Source organism: Vibrio sp. 03_296 (assembly GCF_002265885.1).
The window spans coordinates 56,916-80,595 of sequence record NZ_NPKW01000102.1; the positions used below are offsets into that span (position 1 = coordinate 56,916).

Annotated in this window: 17 protein-coding genes; 8 read left to right on the forward strand and 9 right to left on the reverse strand. The window is 47.6% G+C overall.

The annotated features are described in order from the left end of the window. The first annotated feature begins 314 nt into the window (after window positions 1-314). Window positions 315-1,154, forward strand: a complete 840-nt coding sequence (locus CIK04_RS12515) for a helix-turn-helix transcriptional regulator (RefSeq protein ID WP_017421815.1) — start codon at window positions 315-317, stop codon at window positions 1,152-1,154. On the opposite strand, the gene CIK04_RS12520 is transcribed toward CIK04_RS12515, so the two are convergent. Both CIK04_RS12520 and CIK04_RS12525 read right to left on the reverse strand, forming a co-directional pair. After that, complete coding sequence (locus tag CIK04_RS12520; protein WP_017421816.1) at window positions 1,146-1,925, reverse strand: PTS sugar transporter subunit IIA; 780 nt, start codon at window positions 1,923-1,925, stop codon at window positions 1,146-1,148. The two genes, CIK04_RS12515 and CIK04_RS12520, sit on opposite strands and share 9 nt — an antisense overlap. 8 nt (window positions 1,926-1,933) lie before the next feature. Further along, the gene (locus CIK04_RS12525) at window positions 1,934-2,233 is read right to left on the reverse strand and encodes a PTS fructose transporter subunit IIB (RefSeq protein WP_026050582.1); all 300 of its coding nucleotides are present in this window, start codon (window positions 2,231-2,233) and stop codon (window positions 1,934-1,936) included. Window positions 2,234-2,474: 241 nt separating this feature from the next. Between CIK04_RS12525 and CIK04_RS12530 the strand changes: the two genes are divergently transcribed. Next, window positions 2,475-4,340 (forward strand): fructose-specific PTS transporter subunit EIIC, encoded by a 1,866-nt coding sequence (locus tag CIK04_RS12530; protein WP_097352511.1) that lies wholly within the window; start codon window positions 2,475-2,477, stop codon window positions 4,338-4,340. A 17-nt stretch (window positions 4,341-4,357) separates the two neighbouring features. Here CIK04_RS12530 and CIK04_RS12535 read toward each other — a convergent pair whose 3' ends face one another. From CIK04_RS12535 to CIK04_RS12545, 3 genes are all read right to left on the reverse strand, one after another. Next, a complete protein-coding gene (locus CIK04_RS12535; protein WP_045612672.1) occupies window positions 4,358-5,137 on the reverse strand; it encodes a hypothetical protein in 780 nt (259 codons plus the stop codon). Then, the gene (locus tag CIK04_RS12540; RefSeq protein WP_097352512.1) at window positions 5,138-6,349 is read right to left on the reverse strand and encodes a hypothetical protein; all 1,212 of its coding nucleotides are present in this window, start codon (window positions 6,347-6,349) and stop codon (window positions 5,138-5,140) included. It abuts the gene before it with no gap. Between the two features lie 248 nt (window positions 6,350-6,597). After that, on the reverse strand, window positions 6,598-7,980 hold the full coding sequence (locus tag CIK04_RS12545; RefSeq protein WP_176463331.1) for a PLP-dependent aminotransferase family protein: 1,383 nt from the start codon (window positions 7,978-7,980) through the stop codon (window positions 6,598-6,600). 95 nt (window positions 7,981-8,075) lie between these two features. Here CIK04_RS12545 and CIK04_RS12550 point away from each other — a divergent pair, with 95 nt between their 5' ends. Further along, window positions 8,076-8,975 (forward strand): EamA family transporter, encoded by a 900-nt coding sequence (locus tag CIK04_RS12550; protein ID WP_072609265.1) that lies wholly within the window; start codon window positions 8,076-8,078, stop codon window positions 8,973-8,975. Window positions 8,976-9,032: 57 nt separating this feature from the next. On the opposite strand, the gene CIK04_RS12555 is transcribed toward CIK04_RS12550, so the two are convergent. The 3 genes from CIK04_RS12555 to CIK04_RS12565 form a co-directional block, all read right to left on the reverse strand. Then, window positions 9,033-10,436, reverse strand: coding sequence for a fructose-specific PTS transporter subunit EIIC (locus CIK04_RS12555; protein WP_045628635.1), 1,404 nt, complete (start codon window positions 10,434-10,436; stop codon window positions 9,033-9,035). An 11-nt stretch (window positions 10,437-10,447) separates the two neighbouring features. Next, on the reverse strand, window positions 10,448-10,888 hold the full coding sequence (locus CIK04_RS12560; RefSeq protein ID WP_039548029.1) for a PTS sugar transporter subunit IIA: 441 nt from the start codon (window positions 10,886-10,888) through the stop codon (window positions 10,448-10,450). A gap of 265 nt (window positions 10,889-11,153) precedes the next feature. Continuing rightward, window positions 11,154-11,813: an HAD family phosphatase gene (locus CIK04_RS12565; protein ID WP_097352513.1), complete on the reverse strand. Its 660-nt coding sequence runs from the start codon at window positions 11,811-11,813 to the stop codon at window positions 11,154-11,156. 257 nt (window positions 11,814-12,070) lie between these two features. Here CIK04_RS12565 and CIK04_RS12570 point away from each other — a divergent pair, with 257 nt between their 5' ends. From CIK04_RS12570 to CIK04_RS12580, 3 genes are all read left to right on the forward strand, one after another. Then, window positions 12,071-12,367, forward strand: a complete 297-nt coding sequence (locus tag CIK04_RS12570; protein WP_017421824.1) for a hypothetical protein — start codon at window positions 12,071-12,073, stop codon at window positions 12,365-12,367. A 293-nt stretch (window positions 12,368-12,660) separates the two neighbouring features. Next, on the forward strand, window positions 12,661-16,860 hold the full coding sequence (gene fdhF, locus CIK04_RS12575) for a formate dehydrogenase subunit alpha (protein WP_097352514.1): 4,200 nt from the start codon (window positions 12,661-12,663) through the stop codon (window positions 16,858-16,860). Window positions 16,861-17,027: 167 nt separating this feature from the next. Then, complete coding sequence (locus CIK04_RS12580) at window positions 17,028-19,508, forward strand: glycoside hydrolase family 2 protein (RefSeq protein ID WP_176463332.1); 2,481 nt, start codon at window positions 17,028-17,030, stop codon at window positions 19,506-19,508. A 72-nt stretch (window positions 19,509-19,580) separates the two neighbouring features. Here CIK04_RS12580 and malI read toward each other — a convergent pair whose 3' ends face one another. Beyond that, window positions 19,581-20,603 carry a Mal regulon transcriptional regulator MalI gene (gene malI, locus CIK04_RS12585; protein ID WP_080541242.1) on the reverse strand — a complete coding sequence of 341 codons (1,023 nt, stop codon included), beginning with the start codon at window positions 20,601-20,603 and terminating at the stop codon, window positions 19,581-19,583. A gap of 237 nt (window positions 20,604-20,840) precedes the next feature. Between malI and malX the strand changes: the two genes are divergently transcribed. Both malX and CIK04_RS12595 read left to right on the forward strand, forming a co-directional pair. Beyond that, window positions 20,841-22,412, forward strand: a complete 1,572-nt coding sequence (gene malX / locus CIK04_RS12590; protein WP_080527020.1) for a maltose/glucose-specific PTS transporter subunit IIBC — start codon at window positions 20,841-20,843, stop codon at window positions 22,410-22,412. A 79-nt stretch (window positions 22,413-22,491) separates the two neighbouring features. Then, complete coding sequence (locus tag CIK04_RS12595; protein ID WP_097352516.1) at window positions 22,492-23,679, forward strand: MalY/PatB family protein; 1,188 nt, start codon at window positions 22,492-22,494, stop codon at window positions 23,677-23,679. Window position 23,680: the final 1 nt, after the last annotated feature.

The following is a 23,680-nucleotide window of genomic DNA, read 5'->3' on the forward strand; positions in this document are numbered from 1 at the left end:
GCGAGTAGTGAAGAAATAGAACATTTACTGGACAATTGTATCGGTATGAGTTGAATGTGATTTGGATCGCTATGAGATTCTGTAAACATTTTGGACGAATAAATGGCCATTATTGATGTTAAGTTGCTGTTATTTCATTAAGTTAAAGTGTGTTTATTGTTTTTAAATAACAGGATGAGTACTAGAGAATTGGTGCTGATACTGGATTTTTGTATCATTTGGGCGAGAGTGTGATTTTGTTCAAGGAGCGCTGGTAAGAATCGTTGTATACCTTACGCCGAAACGAAATTGAGCAATGCGATGAGAGCCTAGAGATGATGTTTGATGATTTGATTTCATCGGTACTAAATGAACGTGAATCCTTTCATCATATTTGGTTCGCTGGTGATTTTCATACGCCACCTGAATTTAGCTATCAGGTTAACTTTCCCCGTTTGGAGTTAGTATTGGATGGGGAATACATTAATGAAATGGAAAGCCACGATCGCAAAGTAAGCAAAATTGTCGCCAAAGCGGGTGATGCGATTTTTATACCTTCTAACTGTTGGAATAAGCCGAATTGGGATACCGATTGTTCGGTGCTGAGTATGTTGTTTGGTCGCCGCCAGTTGGGGCTCAGTTTGGTGAGCAAACGTAAAGGCGAAGCCAACTTTTACGATATCCAAAAGCACAGTATCCAAACCCGTTCAGGTTTTGCCATCGATAACATCTTAGAAGCTCTGAGCTCATTGGCGCGTGAAAATCACAAAAAGCCGATGGACGAGTTGTTGCTGCAAGCCTTGCTGCAATACGCCAAAACCATGCTCAATGCACCGGTTGAACAGTCGCATAACCGTGTGCAAGATCTCTATCAAGGGATCTGCATTTATATCCAAGAGAACTTCCATCGGCCAATTACCCGTGAAAGCATTGCATCGCGTTTTAGCATCTCCGCCAATCATTTATCGCGGCTGTTTCGTCAGCAAGGGCATATGACGTTGGCTGACTACATCACTTGGGTAAGGGTAGACCGCGCCAAGTTTATGCTCAAGAAGTATAACTTTAAGCTCAATGAAGTGGCGCTGCGCTGCGGGTTTAAGGATGTGAACTACTTCTGCCGCGTGTTTAAAAATCGCACAGGGCGCACACCAAGCGATTATCGCGCCTCAATTTAGTAGGCGCGACATGGCGTACATCAGCAGTGCTTGCAGATCAACGCCACTGTGAGTCAGCAGTAGGCGCTCAACCATTTGATCACACAGTAAATTGCGCGTTAAATTGGTCGCAGCGATGATCTGTTCTCGATTGGGCTTGCTTGGCATCACCAAAGCAATGGCTAAATGCACGTCGCCCATTTTGGAAGCCCAATCCATCGATTCATCGTTTTTGATCACCGCCACAGCAATGTGTTCAATGCCTTCAAACATCACATGAGGAATCGCGATGCCGGGAGCGACGCAGGTGGAAGAGCGCTCTTCTCGCTTAATAAACGCCAAAATCAGCTCATCGGGCGAAACGGGGTAGATCAGTTGCGCTAACCCTTTCAAACACTCGAATTTGGTGAGTTCGGTGTGTGCTTTGGCATAGTGCCATTTGACCTCGGCTGGTGGGCAAATTTGCGGTAGCCGCTCGGCCAGATGGCTGGAGAACTCATAGTTGATCTTTGAACCGACCACGGTGAAGTGATCCGACAGCATATCTTTAATCACAAAGCAGGCGAGTTCGGCATCAATGCCAATGGCGGTGATTTGGCAAAAATCCCCTTCTTGCAACCCTACTTGCAGTACCGAGAGTGACTTTGCCAACTCTGCGCTGCGATTTTGCGTGATGTTGATGATATGTAGGGTGCTTTTGAACTTTCGCGCAACACGAGACAATGGTTGGGCCACATGGGCACTGGCGTTAACATCGTTCACCAAGAAGGTGACTTGATATTCATGCATCATGCTGATGTTCAGCGACAGTGGACAAGAAACACTTTGTCGACGTTGAGCAGCACATCTTCGATGGCGAGTTTCACCACGTTCATGCCTTCAAAACGTCCTGGCTGTTCGATTTCGATATCCGAGACAATCAATACCTTATCTGCATGGGCCACATCATAAGGCGTCAGTTGGTTTTCGATCCCCATCGCACCTTGGGTTTCAACTTTGATCTGCACATTGTACTTTGGTGCGGCTTTGGTTAATGCATCGGCCGCCATGTAGGTGTGGGCAATGCCCGTTGGGCAAGCGGTGACCGCAACAACTTTCATCGGACTATCTCGTGGTAACGTTTGGCAGGATATTAGCACAGCGTAAGGCAAATGCGGCTTTTTCACAGCAGACCCAGTTCACAGTTCGCTTTTGATGTTACAAAAATCCAGTTATTGCATCTTTCGTCCTATGTTTTGAAACCGCTTGGCTGGTTACTCTAGCCTACGCGCGCGTGCGCGAACCAATACACGCCTCAATGAGTAAGTATGGATAGTATGGACAACGCAAGGTAAAGCCATCGTGGATATGACCAACCTGATCGAACCCGAAGTCATCTGCTTAGATCTGAAAGCCAACAGCAAAGAAGACGTGCTGATCGAATTGGTGGAGATGCTGGATAAAGCAGGAAAATTGACCGATAAACAGCAATTTTTAAGGGATATTTGGCTAAGAGAAGAGATTGGCAATACCGGTTTTGAAGAGGGGATTGCCATTCCCCACGCCAAAAGTCACGCCGTTGCCTTACCTGCTGTGGTGGTGGGGATCAGCCGCCAAGGGATTGATTACGGAGCGGAAGATGGTCAGCTTTCCGATGTGTTTTTTATGCTCGCATCCCCCGATGGCGAAGATCATCACCACATTGAAGTGTTGGCACAAATCTCCAGTAAATTGATTGAAGAGGGTTTTGTCGAGAAGCTCAAAGCCGCGGAAGATATCGATCAGGCGCGAGCGTTGTTTGTGGGTCACAATGGTGTCGATACCCTGCAAGAGCATGGCATGGGTGAGTTTGTTCATCAGCCGCTTAGCCCAATGGCACAACGCGTCGCGCGTATTAAGGAGCATTTGCTGTTTGGCACCTCTCATATGATGCCGTTTATTGTCGCGGGCGGGGTGCTATTGTCGCTTTCTGTGATGAGCTCTGGCCATGGCGCGGTGCCAGAGCAGGGAGTATTGGCGGACATAGCGCAAATGGGCATTGCTGGCCTGACTTTGTTTACCGTGGTGCTCGGCGGCTACATTGCCTATTCCATGGCAGACAAACCGGGTTTAGCGCCGGGGATGATTGGCACTTGGATTGCGGTCAATCAATACCATACGGGCTTTTTAGGCGCGATCATTGTGGGCTTTTGGGCGGGCTTTGTGGTGCGTCAGCTGAAAAAGATCGAGCTTCCCGACAGCATGAGCTCGCTCGGTTCTATTTTTATCTATCCTCTGCTCGGAACGTTTATTACCTGTGGGGCGATCATGTGGGTGATTGGTTCTCCTATCGCCAGCAGCATGTTGTGGCTTAATCAGTTTCTGGCCTCGATGGCCGATTCTGGCAAAGTTGCTTTAGGCGCGGTGCTGGGGGCGATGACCGCATTTGATATGGGCGGGCCTATCAACAAAGTCGCCACGCTGTTTGCCCAAACGCAAGTGAACACCCAACCTTGGTTGATGGGCGGAGTCGGTATTGCAATTTGTACCCCTCCATTGGGGATGGCGCTGGCCACGCTGTTGTCACCAAGCAAATTCAAGCGTGATGAGCGTGAAGCGGGCAAAGCGGCCGGCATTATGGGCATGATTGGTATCAGTGAAGGGGCGATTCCATTTGCCGCGGCGGATCCCGCACGTGTGCTGCCGGCGATTGTTGCTGGCGGTATTGTCGGCAATGTAATTGGTTTTCTCTTCCAAGTACTCAATCACGCGCCTTGGGGCGGCTGGATTGTGCTTCCTGTCGTCGATGGAAAAATTGGCTATATTGTCGGCACGCTTGCTGGTGCCATTACCACGGCGCTGATTGCGATTGCTCTAAAGAAAACCGTCAATGAAGATGAGAATTCGCAAGGCGATACACTGGCGTACTCTTCGGTAGTGGGGGAAGGTCAAGCCGATATTCTTGCCGTCACTTCGTGTCCTTCTGGTGTGGCGCATACTTTCTTGGCGGCGAAATCGCTGGAAAAGGCGGCATGCCTACTTGGGGTGAAAATCAAAGTGGAAACGCAAGGTGCCAACGGCATCATTAATCGAATTACGGCCAAAGATGTTCAAAGGGCTAAGTTTGTGATCTTTGCCCACGACGTCGCCATCAAAGAACCCGAGCGTTTCAAGCACATCAAGGTCATCGACGTCACCACCAAAGACGCGATTTTAAATGCCGCGGCATTGATGCAGATGAAACGTTGATGGGGGAGAAGGGGAGCTTAAGCTCCCTGCTCTAAATAATCAGTGAGATGGAATGATGAAATGACGATTTCTTCTGCTCTCAAAGCATCATCTAAGCACAACGCCATATATGAGTCATTCCATCCGTCGTGAGTAAAGTCAATGACTAAGTAGTAGTCATTATTGAACAAAAAACAATAATGATTTTTTAACGATGTCAAGTTACGTGAGGATTCATATTTTACATAATGAGTAGATATTTTTGTATCAGGTGTTTTTACCAATGAAAGATCTATTTCTTCTTGAATAAAAGCATTTCTAACGTCTTCATTTGCGACGGATGATTCATTATATTGCTCATGTATTTGACGTAATTGGTGTTTATTATACCCTCTTCCAGTATCGGGGTCATAATTATCAGCATGATAAAATTTATTATATCTATGTTCAATGTCTTGTTTTATATCCTCTAACACTCTATGCTTTTTAGCATTATCAACATAAGGAACTAGCTTTAAATTGAATATTAGCTTTCCTAAAAAACTGTAACCCATAGGGTAAGGAAATAATGTATGATATTGCCAATCTAAAAAGTCGATTAATATATAGTCTTCATGCTTGAAAGAGTTTAGTTCATTGTTAAGTACATCGAATTCTATTTTATTTTGTAAGTATTTTTCATTACTAATCCCTTCATGAAATCCTAATGGTATTTCAATTTCGCAAATTAAATCCCCAAGGCGATATAGTTTACTTTTGGATTGCAATATGTTAGCACCAAATCGATATTTCTTTTTTAAAAATGAAAGTATGCTCATTTAGTATTTGCCTTTTTTCTCGTATTTTGAGATTAAGTTGGCTCTTTTTTCAAGCCCCAATTCTCTTAGTTGCCTCTCGTAGGTCCTAAGGCCAAGATAAGGAAGCGTGTGTGGACTTCCTCCTTCTGTTGTTGAGTGGAGACACGCACGGATCAAGTCCGGATTTGAACTTAGCTTTAACTTAGTTAAGCTTGTAATTCCATTGAAAGCTATTATATTTGGTACGAAGTCACCCGGATTTGCGCGTAACTTTTGAACATTCATTCTAAGACTTTTTGCTAATATAGACAAAATTGAGTAATGACTCCCTGGGGCATGCACTGCAAGCTCATGTCCTTCAAGCGATAAACCTGGCCTCTTTAGTAGTACTTGCTCTAGAGCTGAACGAAATATTATTGCCCCTTGACTGTGTACGGTCCATTTTACTTTTCTTTTTTCGGATTGTGCTTTTAATATTAGAGATGCTAGTTGTTGAGAATTTCTACTTTTAAATATTCTAGTCTTATCGAAAAGACATTCAACTAAATCATATCCAGCTCCATCTGTAGGATTATGAAATAGGTTGTATCTAGCTACGTTATCATCTTGATATGCGATATCAGTATGAACACCCATCAACTTAGCTGCTGTATTATAATCATTGTTCATACCATTAACGGCCACATGTTCTCGGTTTATTTTTGGAACAATCCTTGATCCATTTGTATTCCAAGCCTCTAAAGCATTTTGTACATCTTTTTTGAGACAATTTTCTTCGCTATATCTAGCTTTTCCTACTTTTTCAATATCGTATAACAAAGTACGTTGATGCTTAGATTCAACACGTCGACCATGTAATGATGTATCTAAAACAATATCTTCAATTACTATTTTTCCAGAATCTGTCAACCTGTAAATTATCATGAAATGATAATTTTTGAAAGGGTTGATATTTCTTGCTATGCGCCAAAATGGGTTTGCTTTATGTTTTACAAGGCATGCACTATTTGGATTTTTTATTACATATTTAATATCTTTAATAACGTTCTTTTTATCAAAATCAGTCATTAATTTAAAAGCCATCAGAGCTTGCCTAGTTAAATTAATTTCTCCATCACCTAGTATTTTTGGATTTATTCCTAGCTTTGCTAAATGTGAACAGCTTTCATTGATAGGTATTACATCTCTAGCATTGCTAACAGTTGGATTTTGGTTTATCAGTTTCCAAGTCATAAAATGATCTCGCTAATTTAAAATCTGTAAACTATCAAATGAAAATTAAATCTCTACACAATAATGTTCGTGCCTAGACAAATATAACAATTTTTTTGTAATTAAATAGGATGTTAATTACATGCGTAAAACATAGGGTTTAATGGTTTTAGATGTCTGTTTACCGCCTCTTAAATATAAATTCGCTCCTTTCTTGTGACTTTTATCTTATTTTAATGTAATTGTTATGTTTGGAAAAATGGTGTTTATTATTGAGATTGGACTATTGCTGCAGCAAGCAGGCTCAGCTCATCTTGCACTTCTTGGGTTAATTCAAACCCAATGTTGATGCGCAGGCAGTCGTTGTAGAGCGACAACGTACTGAACAGTTGCCCTAAGCGGATATCGATACGGTTCTCTTCGATCAACGCAGCGAACTGGTTCAGATTCAAACCAGGAACTTGCAGCCAGAGCACCATGCCCCCTTGTGGGTGACTGATATTCACTTTGCTTGGTAGCCGCTCTGATAAAAAGGCGAGATAGGCTTGTCGTAAGGCCAACAGTTTGCTGCGACGGCGCTTTAACTGCTTAGCGTAGTGACCCGTTTCGATAAAGTCGGCAATGGCCAGTTGGATTGGTAAAGAGACACCAAAACAGGCTGCGCTGTGCTGTTGCTGATAGCGCTCCATGAACCGTCCGGGTAGACACCAGCCGAGACGATAACTGGGCGACAAACTCTTAGATACAGAGCCACACCAAAGGATGAAACCATCTTGATCATAGCATTTCGCTGGCAGAGGTGTGTGCTCAGAATAGGATAGTTCTAAGTAGACATCATCCTCAATCATCGGCACTTGATAGTGATTGGCGAGCTCGGCCAGCTTTTGTTTTTGCTGCGCCGACATGGTGATCCCCTGAGGGTTCATGTGCGAGGTGCAAAATACGCCCGCTTTTACGATGCCTTGCTGCAAATGCGCTTCCAACTGTGGCAGATCGATCCCATCGTCCAAAGAGGGGATCTCCACGATCTGTCGTCCCATTTGCCCGAGCAAATCCAAAATTCCACTAAAGCAAGGTGAGCTAATCGCGATGGCATCACCCACTTGGGTGCAGGCTTCCAGTGCTGCCTTGATGGCTGGCATGCAGCCTGAGGTGATGATCAATTCATCCGGATTGATATGCAGTCCGAGTTTGGCGAAATGATCGCTCAGCGCATGACGCAGAGATGGCTCCCCGCGGGTGTTCGGATATTGGTTGAGGCGTTTTCCTATCCGTTTACTCGCACGTCGAAAACTACGCTCCAGCTCGTTTAACGCAGTTTCATCGATATTGGTGCTGGAAATGCCGAGCGGCCCATTATGTGGAGAGTGAATCGCGAAGCTTTGATTGACGGTTGAGATCTGGCTGACAAATTGAGCCCATTCTGGCGTTTTGTGTTTGCTGCGCTGCGGAGATACGTAATAGCCCGCTTGCGGGCGAGCATGAATCCATCCTTGGGATTCTAATTCCTGATAGCAACTGACGGCAGTCGACATACTTACGCCCTGCTGCTTAGACAGCTGACGGAGCGAAGGCATTCGGTTTCCTTCTGCAAGTTTTCCTGTTTCGATTTCACGAATAAACTGATTGGCCAACGTTCTGTAAATGCTCATTGCCTTCAACTGTACTGGTTTTTGCGTAAAAAATTGTATCTGTACCGTTAACTGTACCCAAGTAATACTCTTTTTCAACTAAAAGGAGGACAGTGATGAGTCGAAGCGATTTATTTTTAGCCATTTTTGTTATGGCGATATGGGGATTTAACTTCTCGATGATCAAGTTGGGGATTACGGACGTGCATCCACTATTGGCGACGGCGGCGCGATTTAGCTTGGCGGTGATCCCTGCGATATTTTTTATTGCCCGTCCTAACGTTGCTTGGCGTTATCTACTGGCTTATGGCGTGGTGTTTGGCGTGGGCATATGGGGCATGGCTTCTTGGTCGATCACGGCTGGCCTCTCATCGGGTATGTCTTCGGTTTTACTGTCATCAAATGCGTTGATTAGTATGGCCGTTGGTATCTTGGTTCATAAAGAGTCGGCGTCCAAGCGCAAAGTACTTGGTGCGGGCATGGCGTTGGTCGCTCTGCTGATACTGGTTTCCGCGACGAATGGCAACATTACCATGCAGGGGCTGATGTTTATTATGATCGCAGCCACGTGCTGGACGGTGATGGGAATGATCGTCAAAGCCTCTAAAACCACTCAAGCGTTTGCTTTCAATGTATGGGGGATGCTTTTTGCACCCATTCCGCTGGTGATGTTTGCCGTGGCTCTCTATGGCCCTGAGATAATTGAACATGCCATGAACGTCTGGGATGTTAGCACCACTGTGGCGGTGGTTTTTCAAGCTTATCCCACCACCTTGTTTGGCTATTGGGTGTGGAACCGACTACTGATTCGCTACCCACTCAGCACCACGGCGCCACTGACTTTGTTGGTGCCTGTGTTTGCCTTAATCTCTGGTTATTTTATGTATGATGAAGTGCTTGGTAGTGCGCAAATTTTCGCGTGTGTCCTGTTTTTTGTCGGAATCGGTCTGATTGTTAAACCGACAGGCAAGGGGCAAACGTTGTCACGCTATTCTCACCAAGTCAGCAAAACCTAATGCCGGAAATAAAAAGAGCCCTTTGGGGGAAAGGGCTCTGGGGGAGGAGCTTAAGGTTTAAGCTTGGATAAGTTCGGCGGCTTTTTTCATCGCCTCCTTGGTTGAACATTCGATGACTTTCGCGTTTGCAAAGCGGTGAGCGTCTTTCACTTGGATATCGTGAGCAAGAATCACCAGTTTTGCGTTTGCGACATCTAGATCAGTGATGCGGTTCTGGATACCGTTTTGACCTTGAGTTTCTACTTTGATCTTGATTCCCGCTGCTGCACCGGCTTTCTCTAGTGCTTTCGCTGCCATGAATGTGTGTGCTACGCCAGATGGGCAACAGGTGACGGCGACGATGTCGTACTCGCCTTCGCCTGCTGCTGGAGCCGCTTGAGCTTGCGTTGGTGCTGCTTCTGCGATTTCGTCTTCTGCTTCTTCTTCAGCAACTGGTTTCCAGAAGCCAACGATAAGAGCGGTTGTTAGCGAGCCTAGTGCGATACCTACAACGTACATTGGGATGTTGCTTGATACAGGCGCTGTGATTAAACCGCCCCATGGTGCGTGTAGTAGTACGTCTGTTAGGAAGCCGAACACACAACCAACGATACCACCAGCAACGATTGAAGGAAGAACGCGCATTGGGTCGTTTGCTGCGAATGGGATAGCACCTTCAGAGATACCGATAGAGCCCATGATTGCTGCCGCTTTACCTGCTTCTTGCTCTTGCTTAGTGAACTTCTTCTTGAATAGGAATGTGGCTAGCGCCATACCTAGAGGAGGCGTACAGATTGCGATGCCCACACCACCCATTAACCATGGTTGAGTGTCCACTTGAGTTTGAGCGAATAGCGTTGCGACTTTGTTGATAGGGCCGCCCATATCGAATGCCGTCATACCACCAAGAATCGTACCTAGAACCACTTTAGAAGCGCCCGCCATAGAAGCTAGGAACTCGTTCATAGATGCCATGAAGATCTTGATTGGCTCACCGATACCCCATAGAACGATACCTGCAGAGATAAGCGTGCCGATAAGAGGGTAGATAAAGTAAGCGCCCAACGCAGTCATGTTAGCAGAAAGAGGGATCTTCTTAAGTTGGAATACCACACCACCTGCGATGAAGCCCGCTACGATACAACCAAGGAAACCACCGCCCATGTCAGCCATGATGCCAGAAGAGATCATTGCTGGAGCGAGTGCTGGTTTGTCTGCAATGGAATAACCGATGAAGCCACCAAGAATAATTGGGAACAGCACCAGACCTTTAATACCGATATTAGAAATATCAGCCAATAAACCGTCCGCAGGAACCGCACCTTTACCTGATGCCATTACCGCCAGCGCCAGTAGTACACCACCCGCAACGATAAATGGCAGCATGTGAGAAGTACCGAATAAAAGGTGACCTTTCATGGTACTGAGAATTTTTTTGAAATCGCTACTATTATTAGTAGCTTGAGCGGTTAGGGTACTCATAATTTCACGCCTTATGATTGAATTAAAATATTAAGAATTTGAAGTTCGTCTTTTGCGTTATGGATATCTTCAATAAACTCTTCGCTAAATTTTCCGAATAATTCTTGAAGAACATAAATATGGTGGTCGGCACCGTTATCGGGTGAGGCAATCATGAAGAATACGGTCGGTTTGACGCCCTCTTCGTCGCCATACTCGATGCCTTCGCGCTTTACGCCAACAGCGATGGCAGGCTCGATAACCGCTTTGCTTTTTGCGTGTGGGTAAGCGATGCCGTCCATTGACGTAATGCTTAATGCTTCGCGTGCTTCAATGTCGGTTAAAAACGCCTCTTTGCTGCTGATTCGATTATTTTCAAATAGCATTTTTGCTAGCTCAGCAAAGACTTCATTTTTATTATTTGCTTGAAGGTTGCCTTTAATTAAATTGACGTTGGTGAGTTCGGTGATCATTTATTTGCTCATAAAGTATTTAACTGATGAGCTAAAATTAATGGATGTAGAGTTTTACCGAAATAGCAAAAATAATTCACTCACTATACTTTTGTACCACACGTAATTAAGTGTGATGGAAGTCATTCTGTAAAAGATGATCGGAATTGAGCGTAATTGAAGTGGATTTTATATATTGTTTGTCATTTTCGCTTGAAAAATAGCGCGATAGTCAGTGACCACAACCAAGCTATCACACTCGTGAGTAAAAAGGAGGACGAACAAACTAACCCCAATGCAGTACCGTCCAGTTTGGGCGATGGGCATGTTGCTTAAGTTGCGGACAGGGATTCACCAAATAGGCGAAATCGGCGTACTCGCACAAGGGTAAATCGTTGATGGAGTCAGTATAGAAGTGAATCTCGCTGTAGTGCTTTGGCTGAGTTTCTTGCCACTGTTGTAACCGAGTGACTTTACCCTGGCGGTAGCTCGGCACGCCCTCAATTTCTGCGCTATAGCGGCCATGAACTTCGCGCATATTGATGCCCAAAGTTTGTCGGATCCCGATACATCGCCCCACTTCTGCCACTAAAAAACTGACACTGGCAGAGATGATCAGCATATCTATTCCCTCATTAGCCAAGTGGTTGATGAGCGTGCTCGCTTGCGGGAAAAGCTTATCCATAATGCGCGTTTCAACGCACTCTTTGACTAACTGCTCAACCTCACTGGTGGTCAGGTTTGCAAGGGGAGCGATGGAGAAGCGCAGGTAATCTTCCATGTCCATTTTTCCCTGTGCATACAACGCCATAAGGCGTCGGTCTTCGGCGATAAAATCCGCAGATGTGGCAATGTCTTTATCCACTAGAAACGCATTCCAGATCATCGCACAATCGCCTTGAATTAAGGTTTCATCAAGGTCAAATACATATAGGGGTGAAGACATATCACATCTCTTGGGTTGGTGTTGGCTGGCTCGACTGTCGCAGAGAGAGGAGCAAGCATGGTGTGATGAGATTACTTCATTTCTATTGCAGGTTTATGTCAGGCGCTTTTGCCAGTTATTGCGCGAGTTATTGTGCGTCGGGAGAAACGGCTCTCGCCTCTGAGTGTTTGGTTGAGGTCACTAAAAATAAAAAACGCCGTGCAAAATTAAATTGAACTGCTATCATTCCTTGCATCAATAAGTTGAGGGTGTTGAATATGAAGTCTCTATTTGCGGTGTTATGCGCTGTTTCTTTGCCAGTATGGGCGCAAGAGTCAGAGATTTTTCTACATCAATTAACCGAGTCCAAGTTACTTGAAGAGGCGCCCATTCCGCCGGAATGTTTTAGCGACGCTTGTTTGGAAAAAGGGATGCGCAGCACTGTCCCTACTGCCGATGCACCGCCACGCGAGCCGAATGAAACGCTGGCCGTGATTGGGAGTGTTGTTTATGTGCTCGGTGAGTTTGGTTTGGCCGATCAGCGCTTCAAGGAAAGTGAACAACCGCTCAACTAATGCTCAATTCTTCTGCTATTTCCCTCGTCTATCATTCGAATAAATTAGAGTAAAGGCTCTGCTGTGCGGCGCCTTTTTGCTTATATCCGCTTCACATTCTGCATGACATTTCCCTAGGAAAGTTATGGATATTGAGTATGATGTCACACGGAGATTCCCCTAAATTTACTAGGGTTAAAAATGATAACAATTGAAGTAGCTCAACGAGGCTGGAAAGTGGCCTCGTTTAAAGTAACGACGTTGCTTTTTTGCTGCCAAAGTCCGGTGAAACATCCCGGCCTAAGGGGTAACGTATGATCCAAATTGTCATAGACGGTAAATACCGTATCGTTGAGGCGGGGCAAACCGTTCTGCAAGCCGCCAAAGTGTGTGGGGTTGAGATTCCGTCTCTGTGTGGCATGAATCGTTCCGGTGAGAAGATTCCATGCGATTTGTGTGTTGTTGAGGTTGAAAGTGGCGGCCCTCGCCGAGCTTGTGAGCTTGAAGTCTACAACGGCCTAACGGTAAAAACGCAATCCGAAGCGTTGTCTGCGCATCGTAAACAAGCGCTCAACCGCATCATGAGTGACCACTATGCCGACTGCGAAGCGCCGTGCAAAACCGCGTGCCCTGCGGGCGTGGACATTCAATCCTATCTTTACCACATTGCGCAAAACGACCATCAAAAAGCGATTGAAGTGATCAAACGTACGCTGCCGATGCCTTTGTCGATTGGCCGTGTTTGTCCTGCGTTTTGTGAATCCGAATGCCGCCGCTCGCTGGTGGATGATGCGATTGCCATCCGCCAACTGAAACGCCACGCCGCGGACGCCGACCTTGCTGCGCAAGAAGCCTACACGCCCGAGAAAAAAGCGGACAAAAACAAACGTGTTGCGATTGTGGGCAGTGGCCCAGGTGGTTTAACTGCAGGCTATTACCTCACCAATCAAGGCTACCAGGTGGATGTGTTTGAAGCGATGCCACAAGCGGGTGGTTGGCTGCGTTATGGCATTCCCGAGTATCGTCTACCTAAGAGCATTCTCGATAAAGAGATCGAGTTGATGTGTCGCAACGGTATGGCGATTCATACCGACAAAAAACTGGGTCGAGACATCAGTTTGTCGCAGTTAAGCCAAGACTATGATGCGGTGTGTTTGGCGGTAGGCGCTTCAAAAGCGGTGGCGATGGATTACCCGGGTAGCGATCTTGATGGTTGTTATTTAGGTGTGGATTATCTGAAAGATTTCGTCACCGAGCAGCGTTTTATCACAGGAAAAAAAGTGGCGGTGATCGGGGGTGGTAACACGGCGATCGACTGCGCACGGACGGCAGTGAGAACGGGGGCGGATACCACGTTGATCTATCGTCGCACTCGCGATGAAATGCCCGCAGAAGATTACGAAATCGAAGAAGCAGAGCATGAAGGCGTCAAGTTTCACTTCCTGACCAATCCTGCAGAGAACATCGCCGACGAACATGGGCGAGTGTGCTCGGTGAAGCTGGAAAAAATGGCGCTGGGTGCGCCCGATGCTTCTGGCCGCCGTCGACCTGAAGCGACGGGCGAGTATTTCACCGAAGCCTTTGATACCGTGATCGCTGCGGTTTCTCAGCAAGCCGATTTGAGCTTTATGCAAGGGGAAGCGTTAACGCTACCTCTGACTCGTTGGAATACCGCTGATGCAAATCCAGAAACCATGCACAGTGGCACTGGCAATATCTTCAGTATTGGCGATTTTCGCCGTGGCCCAGCCACCGCCGTTGAAGCGGTGGCGGATGGGCGCATCGCTGCGCAGGCCATTGATCGTTTCTTCGATGGCGACATGGAAAATATTCCCCTTAAGCCCTTCAATTCTCGTAAAGAGCAGAAGTTGAAACAGGTCGACCCGCTTCATTTTTCTCACCTGCAAAAAGTGGCGCGTACCATCATGCCTGAGCTGACCTCTCAGCAGCGCGAGCAAAGCTTTGAAGAAGTCGAGTTGGGTTTTGATAACGCCGAAGCGATGGCGGAAGCGGCACGCTGTTTAGAATGTGGTTGCCAAGTCAACACGTCGTGTGACCTGCGCGATTACGCCACTGAGTATGGCGCGGAACAACACTTCCACTATTCGGTGAACATCAAAAGCCATGATGAGTGGCAAGCATTGCGTCAAAACGACCCACGTCATAAATACCCGATCGACCACAGCTCTGAGTTTATTGTATTTGATGCTAACCGCTGCATTAGTTGCGGTCAGTGCATTCAAGCTTGCCGTGAACAGTCGGTGCAAGGTGTATTGAGTTTCATGAACCTTGAAAAAGGCCGCCCTGTGGTGCGTCCGGATTGCCGTCCGAACTTCGGTGGTCAGGGAGTGATGATGGGCGACTCACGCTGCGTGCAATGTGGTGCCTGTGTGCAAGCGTGCCCTGTGGGGGCGATGAGTGATGGACGCGATCGCTCGCAAGGCAGAGAAACGCTCTTGAAGAAAGTGGACACCATATGTACCTATTGTGGGGTCGGTTGTAAGTTGACCATGCATGTTGACGAAGCAGCTAACCAAATTCGCTATGTCGAAGGGGCGCATTCACCAGTCAACGAAGGCATGTTGTGTGTCAAAGGGCGCTATGGTTTCGATTTTGTCGCCAGTGAAGAGCGACTCACTACGCCGCTGATCCGTAAAGATGGTTGGTTGCAGCCGGCCAGCTGGCAAGAAGCCATCCGCTTAATTGCGGATAAGTTCAGCACCATCAAGCAAGATTTCGGTGGCCGCGCATTGGCGGGATTCTCATCGGCGAAAACCACCAATGAAGATAACTACGCCTTCCAGAAATTCATGCGTCGTGAACTGGGTACCAACAACGTCGATCACTGCGCAAGGCTTTGTCACGCATCGACCGTTACGGGGTTGGAAGCGTCGCTGGGCAGTGGCGCGATGACCAACGACATTCCAAGCATTAAGCACTCGGATGTCATCTTCATCATTGGTTCGGACACCTCGGCGGCGCATCCGGTGATTGCGTCTCATATCAAACAAGCGGTTCGTCATCATGGCGCGCGTTTGATCGTGGCGGACCCCAAACGCATCGGCATGGCGGACCACGCAGAGCTCTATTTGGCGCATCGCCCCGGCACGGATGTGATGTTGATTAATGGCGTGATGCAGCAAATCATCAAAAACGGCTGGTACGATATGGAGTACATCGAAGAACGTGTCGATGGCTTTGATACCATGCTGCAAGAGGTGATGTCGCCGGCCTATTCTCTCGACAAAGTCGAACTGGTGACGGGCGTAAAAGCCGACGATATTTTTGCCATGGCTCGGATGATCGGTACCGCGAAGCGCACCGCCGTCTACTACTCAATGGGCATCACCCAGCACACCACGGGGCATGACAACGTTCGCTCTATCGCCAATCTTCAATTGCTGTGTGGCAACATTGGTATCGAGGGTGGGGGCATCAACCCATTGCGCGGGCAGTCTAACGTGCAGGGCGCGTGTGATATGGGCGCGTTGCCGAACAACTACCCGGGCTATCAAAAAGTGTATAACCCATTGGTGCGCGAGAAATTTGTCATTGAATGGGATGCGCCTCATCTCTCTGCGGAGCCAGGATTGACCTTAACCGAAATCATCGATGGGGCGTGTCGCCGTGATGTAAGAGCGCTTTATGTGATGGGCGAAAACCCAGTATTGAGCGACCCTAATCAGGCGCATGTGATTGAAGGATTGGAGGCGCTGGATTTCTTGGTGGTGCAAGACATCTTCCTCACGGAAACCGCACAATACGCCGATGTGGTGTTGCCTTCTTGCTCGTTTGCTGAAAAATCGGGTCACTTTACCAATACGGAGCGCCGCGTTCAGCGCATTTCTCCTGCGGTGAATCCGCCTGGTGAAGCAAAAGAAGATTGGCGAATCATTCAAGAGATCGCCAATGCGATGGGCAGCGATTGGCATTATCGTTCGGTGGCAGACATCACCAACGAAATTACTCGCGTGACGCCGCAATACGCAGGGCTAAAATGGGAAAATATCACGCCAGAGGGCGTGCAGTGGCCGAGCAACAAAAACAACCCTGCTGGTACGCGCATCATGCACCAAACGCAGTTTACCCGTGGTAAAGGCCAGATGGAGGCGATCCCGTTTCGCTATGCCGCAGAACTGCCTGATGAAGAGTACCCACTGGTGCTGACCACAGGGCGTGTTCTTGAGCAGTTCCACACCGGTACCATGACGCGCAAAACGCAGGGTTTGAACAATCTTGCGGGGCCACGAGCGATGATCAGCGTGCAAGATGCCGAGGCGCTCGGCATTGGCAATGGCGACATGCTGAAAGTCTCAACCCGTCGCGGTGAAATTGAAATCGCGGCGTTTGTCACTAAGCGTATGCAAGCGGGCGTGGTGTTCATCCCGTTCCACTTTGTTGAGTCGCCAGTGAATCGACTCACCACCACGGCGACCGATCCTCATGCGAAGATCCCAGAGTTCAAAGTGGCGGCGGTACGCATTGAGAAACTGCACACTGCGCTGGTGGAGTAAGCCACGGCTAACTCGCAACTCCCAATACTTAATGGCTCACCCAGTGTGAGCCTTTTTAATTTCTTGAAGTGCGCCGCAATTTATCAGTCGTTAACAATGCCATGAAAAAATCAGGGATATGCGCCGCTAAACTGAGCAAAGCCGATAACAACACAATAGGTTTTCTTATGCCCTCGCATTCTACATCTGCTTCCCATTGCTTACATTCTGCCGAAATAAACTTAAATGGTGAGTGGCGACTCACTTCTCCTCAGCGCCCTGACATTTGCGTGCCCATGCCCATTCCTGGTGATAACGTCTCCGCACTTTTGCAAGCGGGCATCATCGATGACCCTTATTGGGGCGAAAACGAAAAACAAGCGCAATGGATTTCCGAGGTTGATTGGCACATTGAACGCTCGCTTTGGCTTGATGAATCTCTCCTTCAGGCCCAAGCCATATGGATGAGCCTCACGCGTGTTGATACCTTGATGACGCTGTTTATTAACGAACACAAAGTGCTTGAATGCAGCAACATGTTTGCGCGTCATCAAGTCGATATTCGCCCCTTTTTGCAGCGAGGGGAAAACCAAGTGCGCGCAGAATTTCGCCGAGTAGACGAAGAGGCGAATCAGCGTGCCAAAGCACTGCCTTTTGTGATTCCTTCTGCGATGGGCAACAATCAACTGCCGCACATGAACTTAATCCGCAAAACCCAATGCCACTCGGGCTGGGATTGGGGTATCTGCTTGATGGTGTCTGGCATTTACGACGACATAGAGCTGCAAGTGGTCAATCACACTTGGCTGAAATCATTCACTACTGAGCAGCAATGGCATGACGATGGCAGTGTCAAGGTGTTGCTGAGTGCCGAGATCGAAACGACGTTGCCGACGTCACTTCAGTTCCGTTTAGCAGAGCAAGAGCGGGTAGTAGAAGTGAGTAAAACGGGCGTTGTTGTGTGCGAGTTTGAGATCGAAAAACCGCAATTATGGTGGCCAAATGGCTATGGCGAACAGCCACTTTATACCGCTTCTGTGCGTTGTGAGGAACAGCATCTCTGCCGACGGATTGGCCTACGTCAACTGTCGCTGAATACACAACAAGACGATATTGGTTCAGCAATGGAGTTTGTCGTCAATGGCGTGCCGATTTTTGCCAAAGGGGCGAACTGGATCCCCGTCGATGCGATGCCATCTCGAGAAACACCGGCGCGCTATCGCCAGCGCTTACAAAGTGCGGTGGATGCCAATATGAACATGATTCGCGTGTGGGGCGGTGGGCAATACGAAAGCGACGTTTTCTACCGTTTTTGTGATGAGCTTGGTTTGCTGGTGTGGCAAGACATGATGTTTGCGTGCTCACTTTACCCCAGTCACGACACCTTCTTGGCCGAGGTCTCCCAAGAACTGGCGTATCAAATCCCAAGGTTACGAGAGCATCCGAGTGTTGCGCTTTGGTGCGGTGATAACGAAGTCATTGGCGCGATTGGTTGGTACGACGAATCGCGACAAAACAAAGTGAAATACACGGTCAATTACGATCGCCTCAATCGCCATATTGAAAAAACCATTGCCAGTATTGATAGCAGCCGAGCGTTCTGGCCAAGCTCCCCCTGTAACGGTGAACTCGATTTTGGTGACGCGTGGCACGACGACAACAAAGGCGACATGCACTTTTGGGATGTGTGGCATTCCGGCAAACCGTTTACGGCTTATCAAAGCGTTAACCCCCGTTTTTGCTCGGAATTTGGTTTTCAGTCTTGGCCTTCTTTGGCGGAAGTCAAAAGCTTTGTACCAGAGGAGGATTGGAACATCACCTCGCCTACTTTTGAAGTGCACCAAAAGAACCCAAGAGGCAATAGCATCATCACCGAGATGTTCACGCGTTACTTCCGTTTCCCAACGAGTTTTGAACAGATGCTCTATCTCAGCCAAGTGCAGCAGTCGATGGCAATAAAAACCGCCAGCGAACATTGGCGCGCCATCTCGCCAGTTTGTCGAGGCATTCTTTACTGGCAACTCAACGACAACTGGCCAGTGAGCTCGTGGTCGAGTCTGGAATACAGTGGCCGCTGGAAACAGCTTCACTATCAAGCGAAACGCTTCTTCGCGCCAGTGCATCTGATCTTCTCTCAGCCCCAAACGTCGCAGAATGAAGCGCGCGGCGCAGCGTTGAACTTGCATTTGCTTAACGACACCCGCCAAGCCTGTGAAGTGAGCGGACGGGTCAGTTGGATCAATTGGCAAGGTGAGGTAGAGCAAAGCTGGTGTTTTACGCAAAGTGCGGGCGCAGATAGCAATCAAGTGGTGTGGCAACATGAGCTGGATTTAGCGCACCTCAAACACGGATTCTTTTACGTTGAAGCCAGTGTGAATGGCGATACCATTACGACCTTGTCTCCACTCAATAACACATGGTTCTCCACTCACGAACTCAAGAGCTTGCCTATGGCCAAAGCAGACATTGAGGTGACGATTGAAGGTAATCACATCACCTTGATCGCAGACAAACCGGCCTTTTATGTCCATTTAGAATGCGATACCGAGGGGCGATTCAGTGATTCCAGCATCACTTTACTGGCAAACCAAGCCGTGACCATTGAGTTTCTCGGTGAAGACACAGAGGCTATGGTCAACACCCTCAAGGTGCATCATTTGATGCAGTAAAATGATCAAGATAAGGATACAAAACACCAGCCACGAACATGGCTGGTGTTTTTGTCTTCAAACTCTGAATTATTACGCGGATTCTCGAACGATCAGCTTGGGTGGCAGAATCAAACTGTATGGTTCACTGTCTTCTTGTTTTAACTGATTAATCAGCCTTTTGGCGGCTTGCCTACCCATTTCGCGAGCATTGGAGTTAATGAAAGTCAGAGAAGGTTCTGTGAGTTCGGCTTCCTCGACGTCGTCAAAGCCGATGACAGAAACTTGTTCGCCAATGAATTGATCTTTTCCAATGGATCGCCCGGCTCGATGAATTCCGTAGACTGCCCCTAATGCGGTTGAAGAGTGATGGCATAGAATGGCAGTGACATGAGGATGCTCAATGAGTAATTGCTGAACCGCTTGCGCAGCAGCTGCTTGGCTTTTGCCGCACTCAACAACCCACTCTGGCTTAAAAGGGAGGCCAAACTGCATCAGTGTTGAACAGTAGCCACCGATGCGCTCAGCGCGACATAATGAGCTGATCGTTCCACCCACATAAGCGATTCGACGGTGTCCATTCTTGATAAGGTGCTCGGTTGCCAGTTTGGCTGCATACATGTTGTCCGGCCCAACGTAGTCGATTTGTTTGTCAACCGATGCTCGTGAGATACAAACCATCGGAAGGCTATGCTGTTTCAGATTCTCGACATTAAATTGCTGACTCTCGCCTATTGGGCAAAAAGCAATACCACCCACACCTTGGCGCGCCATGGTGAGTACACATTTCTCAAACTTCTCTTGGCTATCGCCACTTTGAGCGAGGAACAGCATGTAGCCTTGCTGCTCTATCTCTTCGCTGAGTCCTGCAGCGACTTCAGCATAGTAAGGATCACTGATGTCTTTTAAGATCAGTCCGATGATTTCGCTGGTATGAGATCTAAGGTTTGCCGCCGCGCGATTGCGGATATAACCCAGTTCTTCTACCGCCGCATTCACCCTTTCGATGGTATCAGGTGAAATTCGCCCTTTATTCCCGAGTACCATCGAAACCGTGGTAACAGAGACATCAGCGTGTTTAGCGACTTCTGTAATGGTCACTTTTTTTAACGACATAGATTCACTTTATGGATTAGAAAAACGTTTTATCACCAAACTTTAACCTCATTAGCCGTATTTTAAAAGCCCTACGCCGAACATGGAAAAACTTGTTTAACTTGATCACAGATATGTTGGTAAAACGTTTTATCAACTTTTTTAGCGGCGTATATTGAGCGCATAACAAAAACACGTTATGCACAACGCAAGTGATGTGCATGAACCCTACAAGTTCTCAAATCCCGGAGACGTACTATGTCTAATTCAACCAAATCAACAATGTGGGAATTCTTGCAAAGCCTCGGCAAGACCTTCATGTTACCTGTCGCGCTGCTCGCCTTTTCAGGTATTCTGCTTGGTGTCGGCAGCTCATTTTCTAGCGCAGCGATCAAAGAAGCGATCCCCCTTTTAGACAACACCTTGTTGCAATACCTCTTTATGTGGATGACCAAAATTGGTCTGGTCGCTTTCATCTATTTGCCAGTGATGTTTGCTGTCGCTATTCCGCTCGGCTTGGCTCGTGAAGAAAAAGGTGTGGCTGGTTTTGCCGGTTTTGTTGGCTACGCAGCCTTTAATTTGGCGATTAACTTCTTTCTCACTGTGGCTGGTGTGCTGGATAGCCAAGCTGAGCGCGCGGCGTATGGCGTAAAAAGCATCATTGGTATTGAATCTATTGATACCGGTATTCTTGGCGCAGTGATCGTTGGTGTCATTGTTGCCAAGCTGCATCAACGCTTTTACACCTTCAAAATGCCAGATGCACTTGCCTTCTTTGGTGGTGCGCGCTTTGTTCCCATTATCTCTGCTATCGTATTGGGTGTGGTGGGTGTTTTTATTCCTTTCGTTTGGCCTTACTTCGCTGCAGGTATCAATGGCATCGGTCATGTGATTGAAGGTGCGGGTGATTTTGGCCCAATGCTGTTTGGTACTGGTGAGCGTTTGCTGCTGCCCATTGGTTTGCACCATATTCTCGTTGCACTGATCCGTTTCACGGAAGCAGGCGGCACAATGGAAGTGTGTGGACAAACCGTGTCCGGAGCGTTGAACATTTTCTATTCTGAGCTTTCTTGCCCTGAAGTGACCAACTTCACACCAGAAGTGACGGCGTTCTTGTCTCAAGGAAAAATGCCGACCTTCTTAGGTGGCCTTCCGGGCGCGGCACTTGCAATGTATCACTGTGCTCGTCCAGAAAACCGCTCAAAAATCAAAGCGCTGCTCATTTCTGGTGTGGTGGCTTGTGTGGTGGGTGGGATCACCGAACCGCTAGAATTCTTATTCCTGTTTGTTGCGCCAGCACTTTACCTCGTGCATGCCGTTTTGACGGGCGTAGGCTTTATGGTGATGGGTATGTTGGATGTCACCATAGGAAACACCGATGGCAACCTTATTGACTTCCTCGTCTTTGGTATTTTGCAAGGTACAGCGACGAAATGGTACTTGGTGCCTGTCGTGGCGGGGATTTGGTTTGTGGTTTACTACTCAGTATTTAAGTTTGCGATCACAAGGTTCAACCTTAAAACACCTGGTCGTGAAGTGGATACTGCGGAAGTAGACAAAGAGCTAGAAGCCGCATTCATCAATGAATCTGGTAAAGGTGCGGCAGTATTGGCGGCGTTAGGTGGAAAAGAAAACATCACCGCGTTAGACAACTGTATTACTCGTTTACGCATGTCAGTGAAAGACATGAGCTTGGTCGATGATGCGAAGTTGAAAGCGAATGGCGCATTGGGTGTCGTGAAGCTTGATGAACACAACTTACAAGTGGTGATTGGCACACAAGTTCACCTAGTGAAAAATGAGATGCAAGCCATCATGTCTGCGAGTTAATTCTCACCTTTCTTGATGCTCCCCCTTGGCACCGCCTTTACCCCCGGGTGCTGAGGGGCTCTAACTTCGGACTTTTCATATGAATCAGAATGTTGACTTTGATACGCCGATTGAACGCACAGGTACCTACTGTACGCAATGGGATTATGTTCAAGACAGATTTGGTAAGTCTGGCTTGCTGCCCTTTACCATTTCAGATATGGATTTTGCAGCGCCAGCTGTGGTTTTGAAAGCGTTGAAACAACGATTGGAACATCCCGTATTGGGCTATAGCCGTTGGAATCACGATGATTTTAAATCGGCGATCAGCCATTGGTATCAGACTCGATTTGATTGTTCGATTGACCAAGAGCAACTGGTTTATGGCCCTTCGGTTATCTACATTATCTCCAAGTTGATAGAGTTGTGGACGACCCCTGGTCAAGGCGTGGTGTTTCACACCCCAGCTTACGATGCATTTGACAACATGATTGAGGGGCAAGCGAGACAGTGTGTACGCACTCCTCTCATCAAGCAACGAAATCGCTTTGAGATTGATTGGCAAGATTTGGAAAGCAAGTTAGCTGATGCAAATAATAGGGTGCTTTTACTGTGCAGCCCTCACAATCCAACAGGACGAGTTTGGAGCCAACAAGAACTCCAACGCATAGCCGATCTCTGTGACAAACATGATGTTAAGGTGATTTCTGATGAGATCCACATGGACGTTAGCTTCCAATGTCATACCCCTTATGTTGGCTTTGGGCGGCAGCCGTGGGCGGTGGTCACTTCCGCCTCGAAGTCTTTTAATATTCCCGCGCTAAACGGGGCTTACGCGCTGATTTCCGAACAATCAACTCGTGAGCAGTATTTACACAAACTGAAAGCGGTGGATGGGCTTTCTTCTCCTTCCATACTTGGCGTGTTAGCGACGATGGCGGCTTACCGTGAAGGTGAGGTGTGGCTTGACGCATTGAAGGATTATGTCCGAGCCAATCATCAGTTTGTCCGAGACTCTCTCGAACAGGCCTTTCCAGAGGTTCACTACGTCATCCCTGAGGCCACCTATCTTGCTTGGATCGACCTCTCTCCACTCAATCTCGATATGGTGAAGTTGAATCGAGAGCTGATTGACCACTTTAACGTCGCCATTATGTCTGGGGACGTGTATGGCGAGGTGGGGAAGGGCTATTTGAGGCTCAACCTAGGCTGTCCTCGCTCGAAAGTCGAGTTGGGAGTGAAGTCGTTGATCGGTGCGATTAAGTTGTTACGCGAGTCTGACGTTTGAG

Bases quoted from the DNA above. Each gene is read 5' to 3' on its own strand.
- CIK04_RS12515 (WP_017421815.1), top strand. From the start codon at position 315: ATGATGTTTGATGATTTGATTTCATCGGTACTAAATGAACGTGAATCC.
- CIK04_RS12520 (WP_017421816.1), bottom strand. From the start codon at position 1,925: ATGATGCATGAATATCAAGTCACCTTCTTGGTGAACGATGTTAACGCC.
- CIK04_RS12525 (WP_026050582.1), bottom strand. From the start codon at position 2,233: ATGAAAGTTGTTGCGGTCACCGCTTGCCCAACGGGCATTGCCCACACC.
- CIK04_RS12535 (WP_045612672.1), bottom strand. From the start codon at position 5,137: ATGAGCATACTTTCATTTTTAAAAAAGAAATATCGATTTGGTGCTAAC.
- CIK04_RS12540 (WP_097352512.1), bottom strand. From the start codon at position 6,349: ATGACTTGGAAACTGATAAACCAAAATCCAACTGTTAGCAATGCTAGA.
- CIK04_RS12545 (WP_176463331.1), bottom strand. From the start codon at position 7,980: ATGAGCATTTACAGAACGTTGGCCAATCAGTTTATTCGTGAAATCGAA.
- CIK04_RS12550 (WP_072609265.1), top strand. From the start codon at position 8,076: ATGAGTCGAAGCGATTTATTTTTAGCCATTTTTGTTATGGCGATATGG.
- CIK04_RS12555 (WP_045628635.1), bottom strand. From the start codon at position 10,436: ATGAGTACCCTAACCGCTCAAGCTACTAATAATAGTAGCGATTTCAAA.
- CIK04_RS12560 (WP_039548029.1), bottom strand. From the start codon at position 10,888: ATGATCACCGAACTCACCAACGTCAATTTAATTAAAGGCAACCTTCAA.
- CIK04_RS12565 (WP_097352513.1), bottom strand. From the start codon at position 11,813: ATGTCTTCACCCCTATATGTATTTGACCTTGATGAAACCTTAATTCAA.
- CIK04_RS12570 (WP_017421824.1), top strand. From the start codon at position 12,071: ATGAAGTCTCTATTTGCGGTGTTATGCGCTGTTTCTTTGCCAGTATGG.
- fdhF (WP_097352514.1), top strand. From the start codon at position 12,661: ATGATCCAAATTGTCATAGACGGTAAATACCGTATCGTTGAGGCGGGG.
- CIK04_RS12580 (WP_176463332.1), top strand. From the start codon at position 17,028: ATGCCCTCGCATTCTACATCTGCTTCCCATTGCTTACATTCTGCCGAA.
- malI (WP_080541242.1), bottom strand. From the start codon at position 20,603: ATGTCGTTAAAAAAAGTGACCATTACAGAAGTCGCTAAACACGCTGAT.
- malX (WP_080527020.1), top strand. From the start codon at position 20,841: ATGTCTAATTCAACCAAATCAACAATGTGGGAATTCTTGCAAAGCCTC.
- CIK04_RS12595 (WP_097352516.1), top strand. From the start codon at position 22,492: ATGAATCAGAATGTTGACTTTGATACGCCGATTGAACGCACAGGTACC.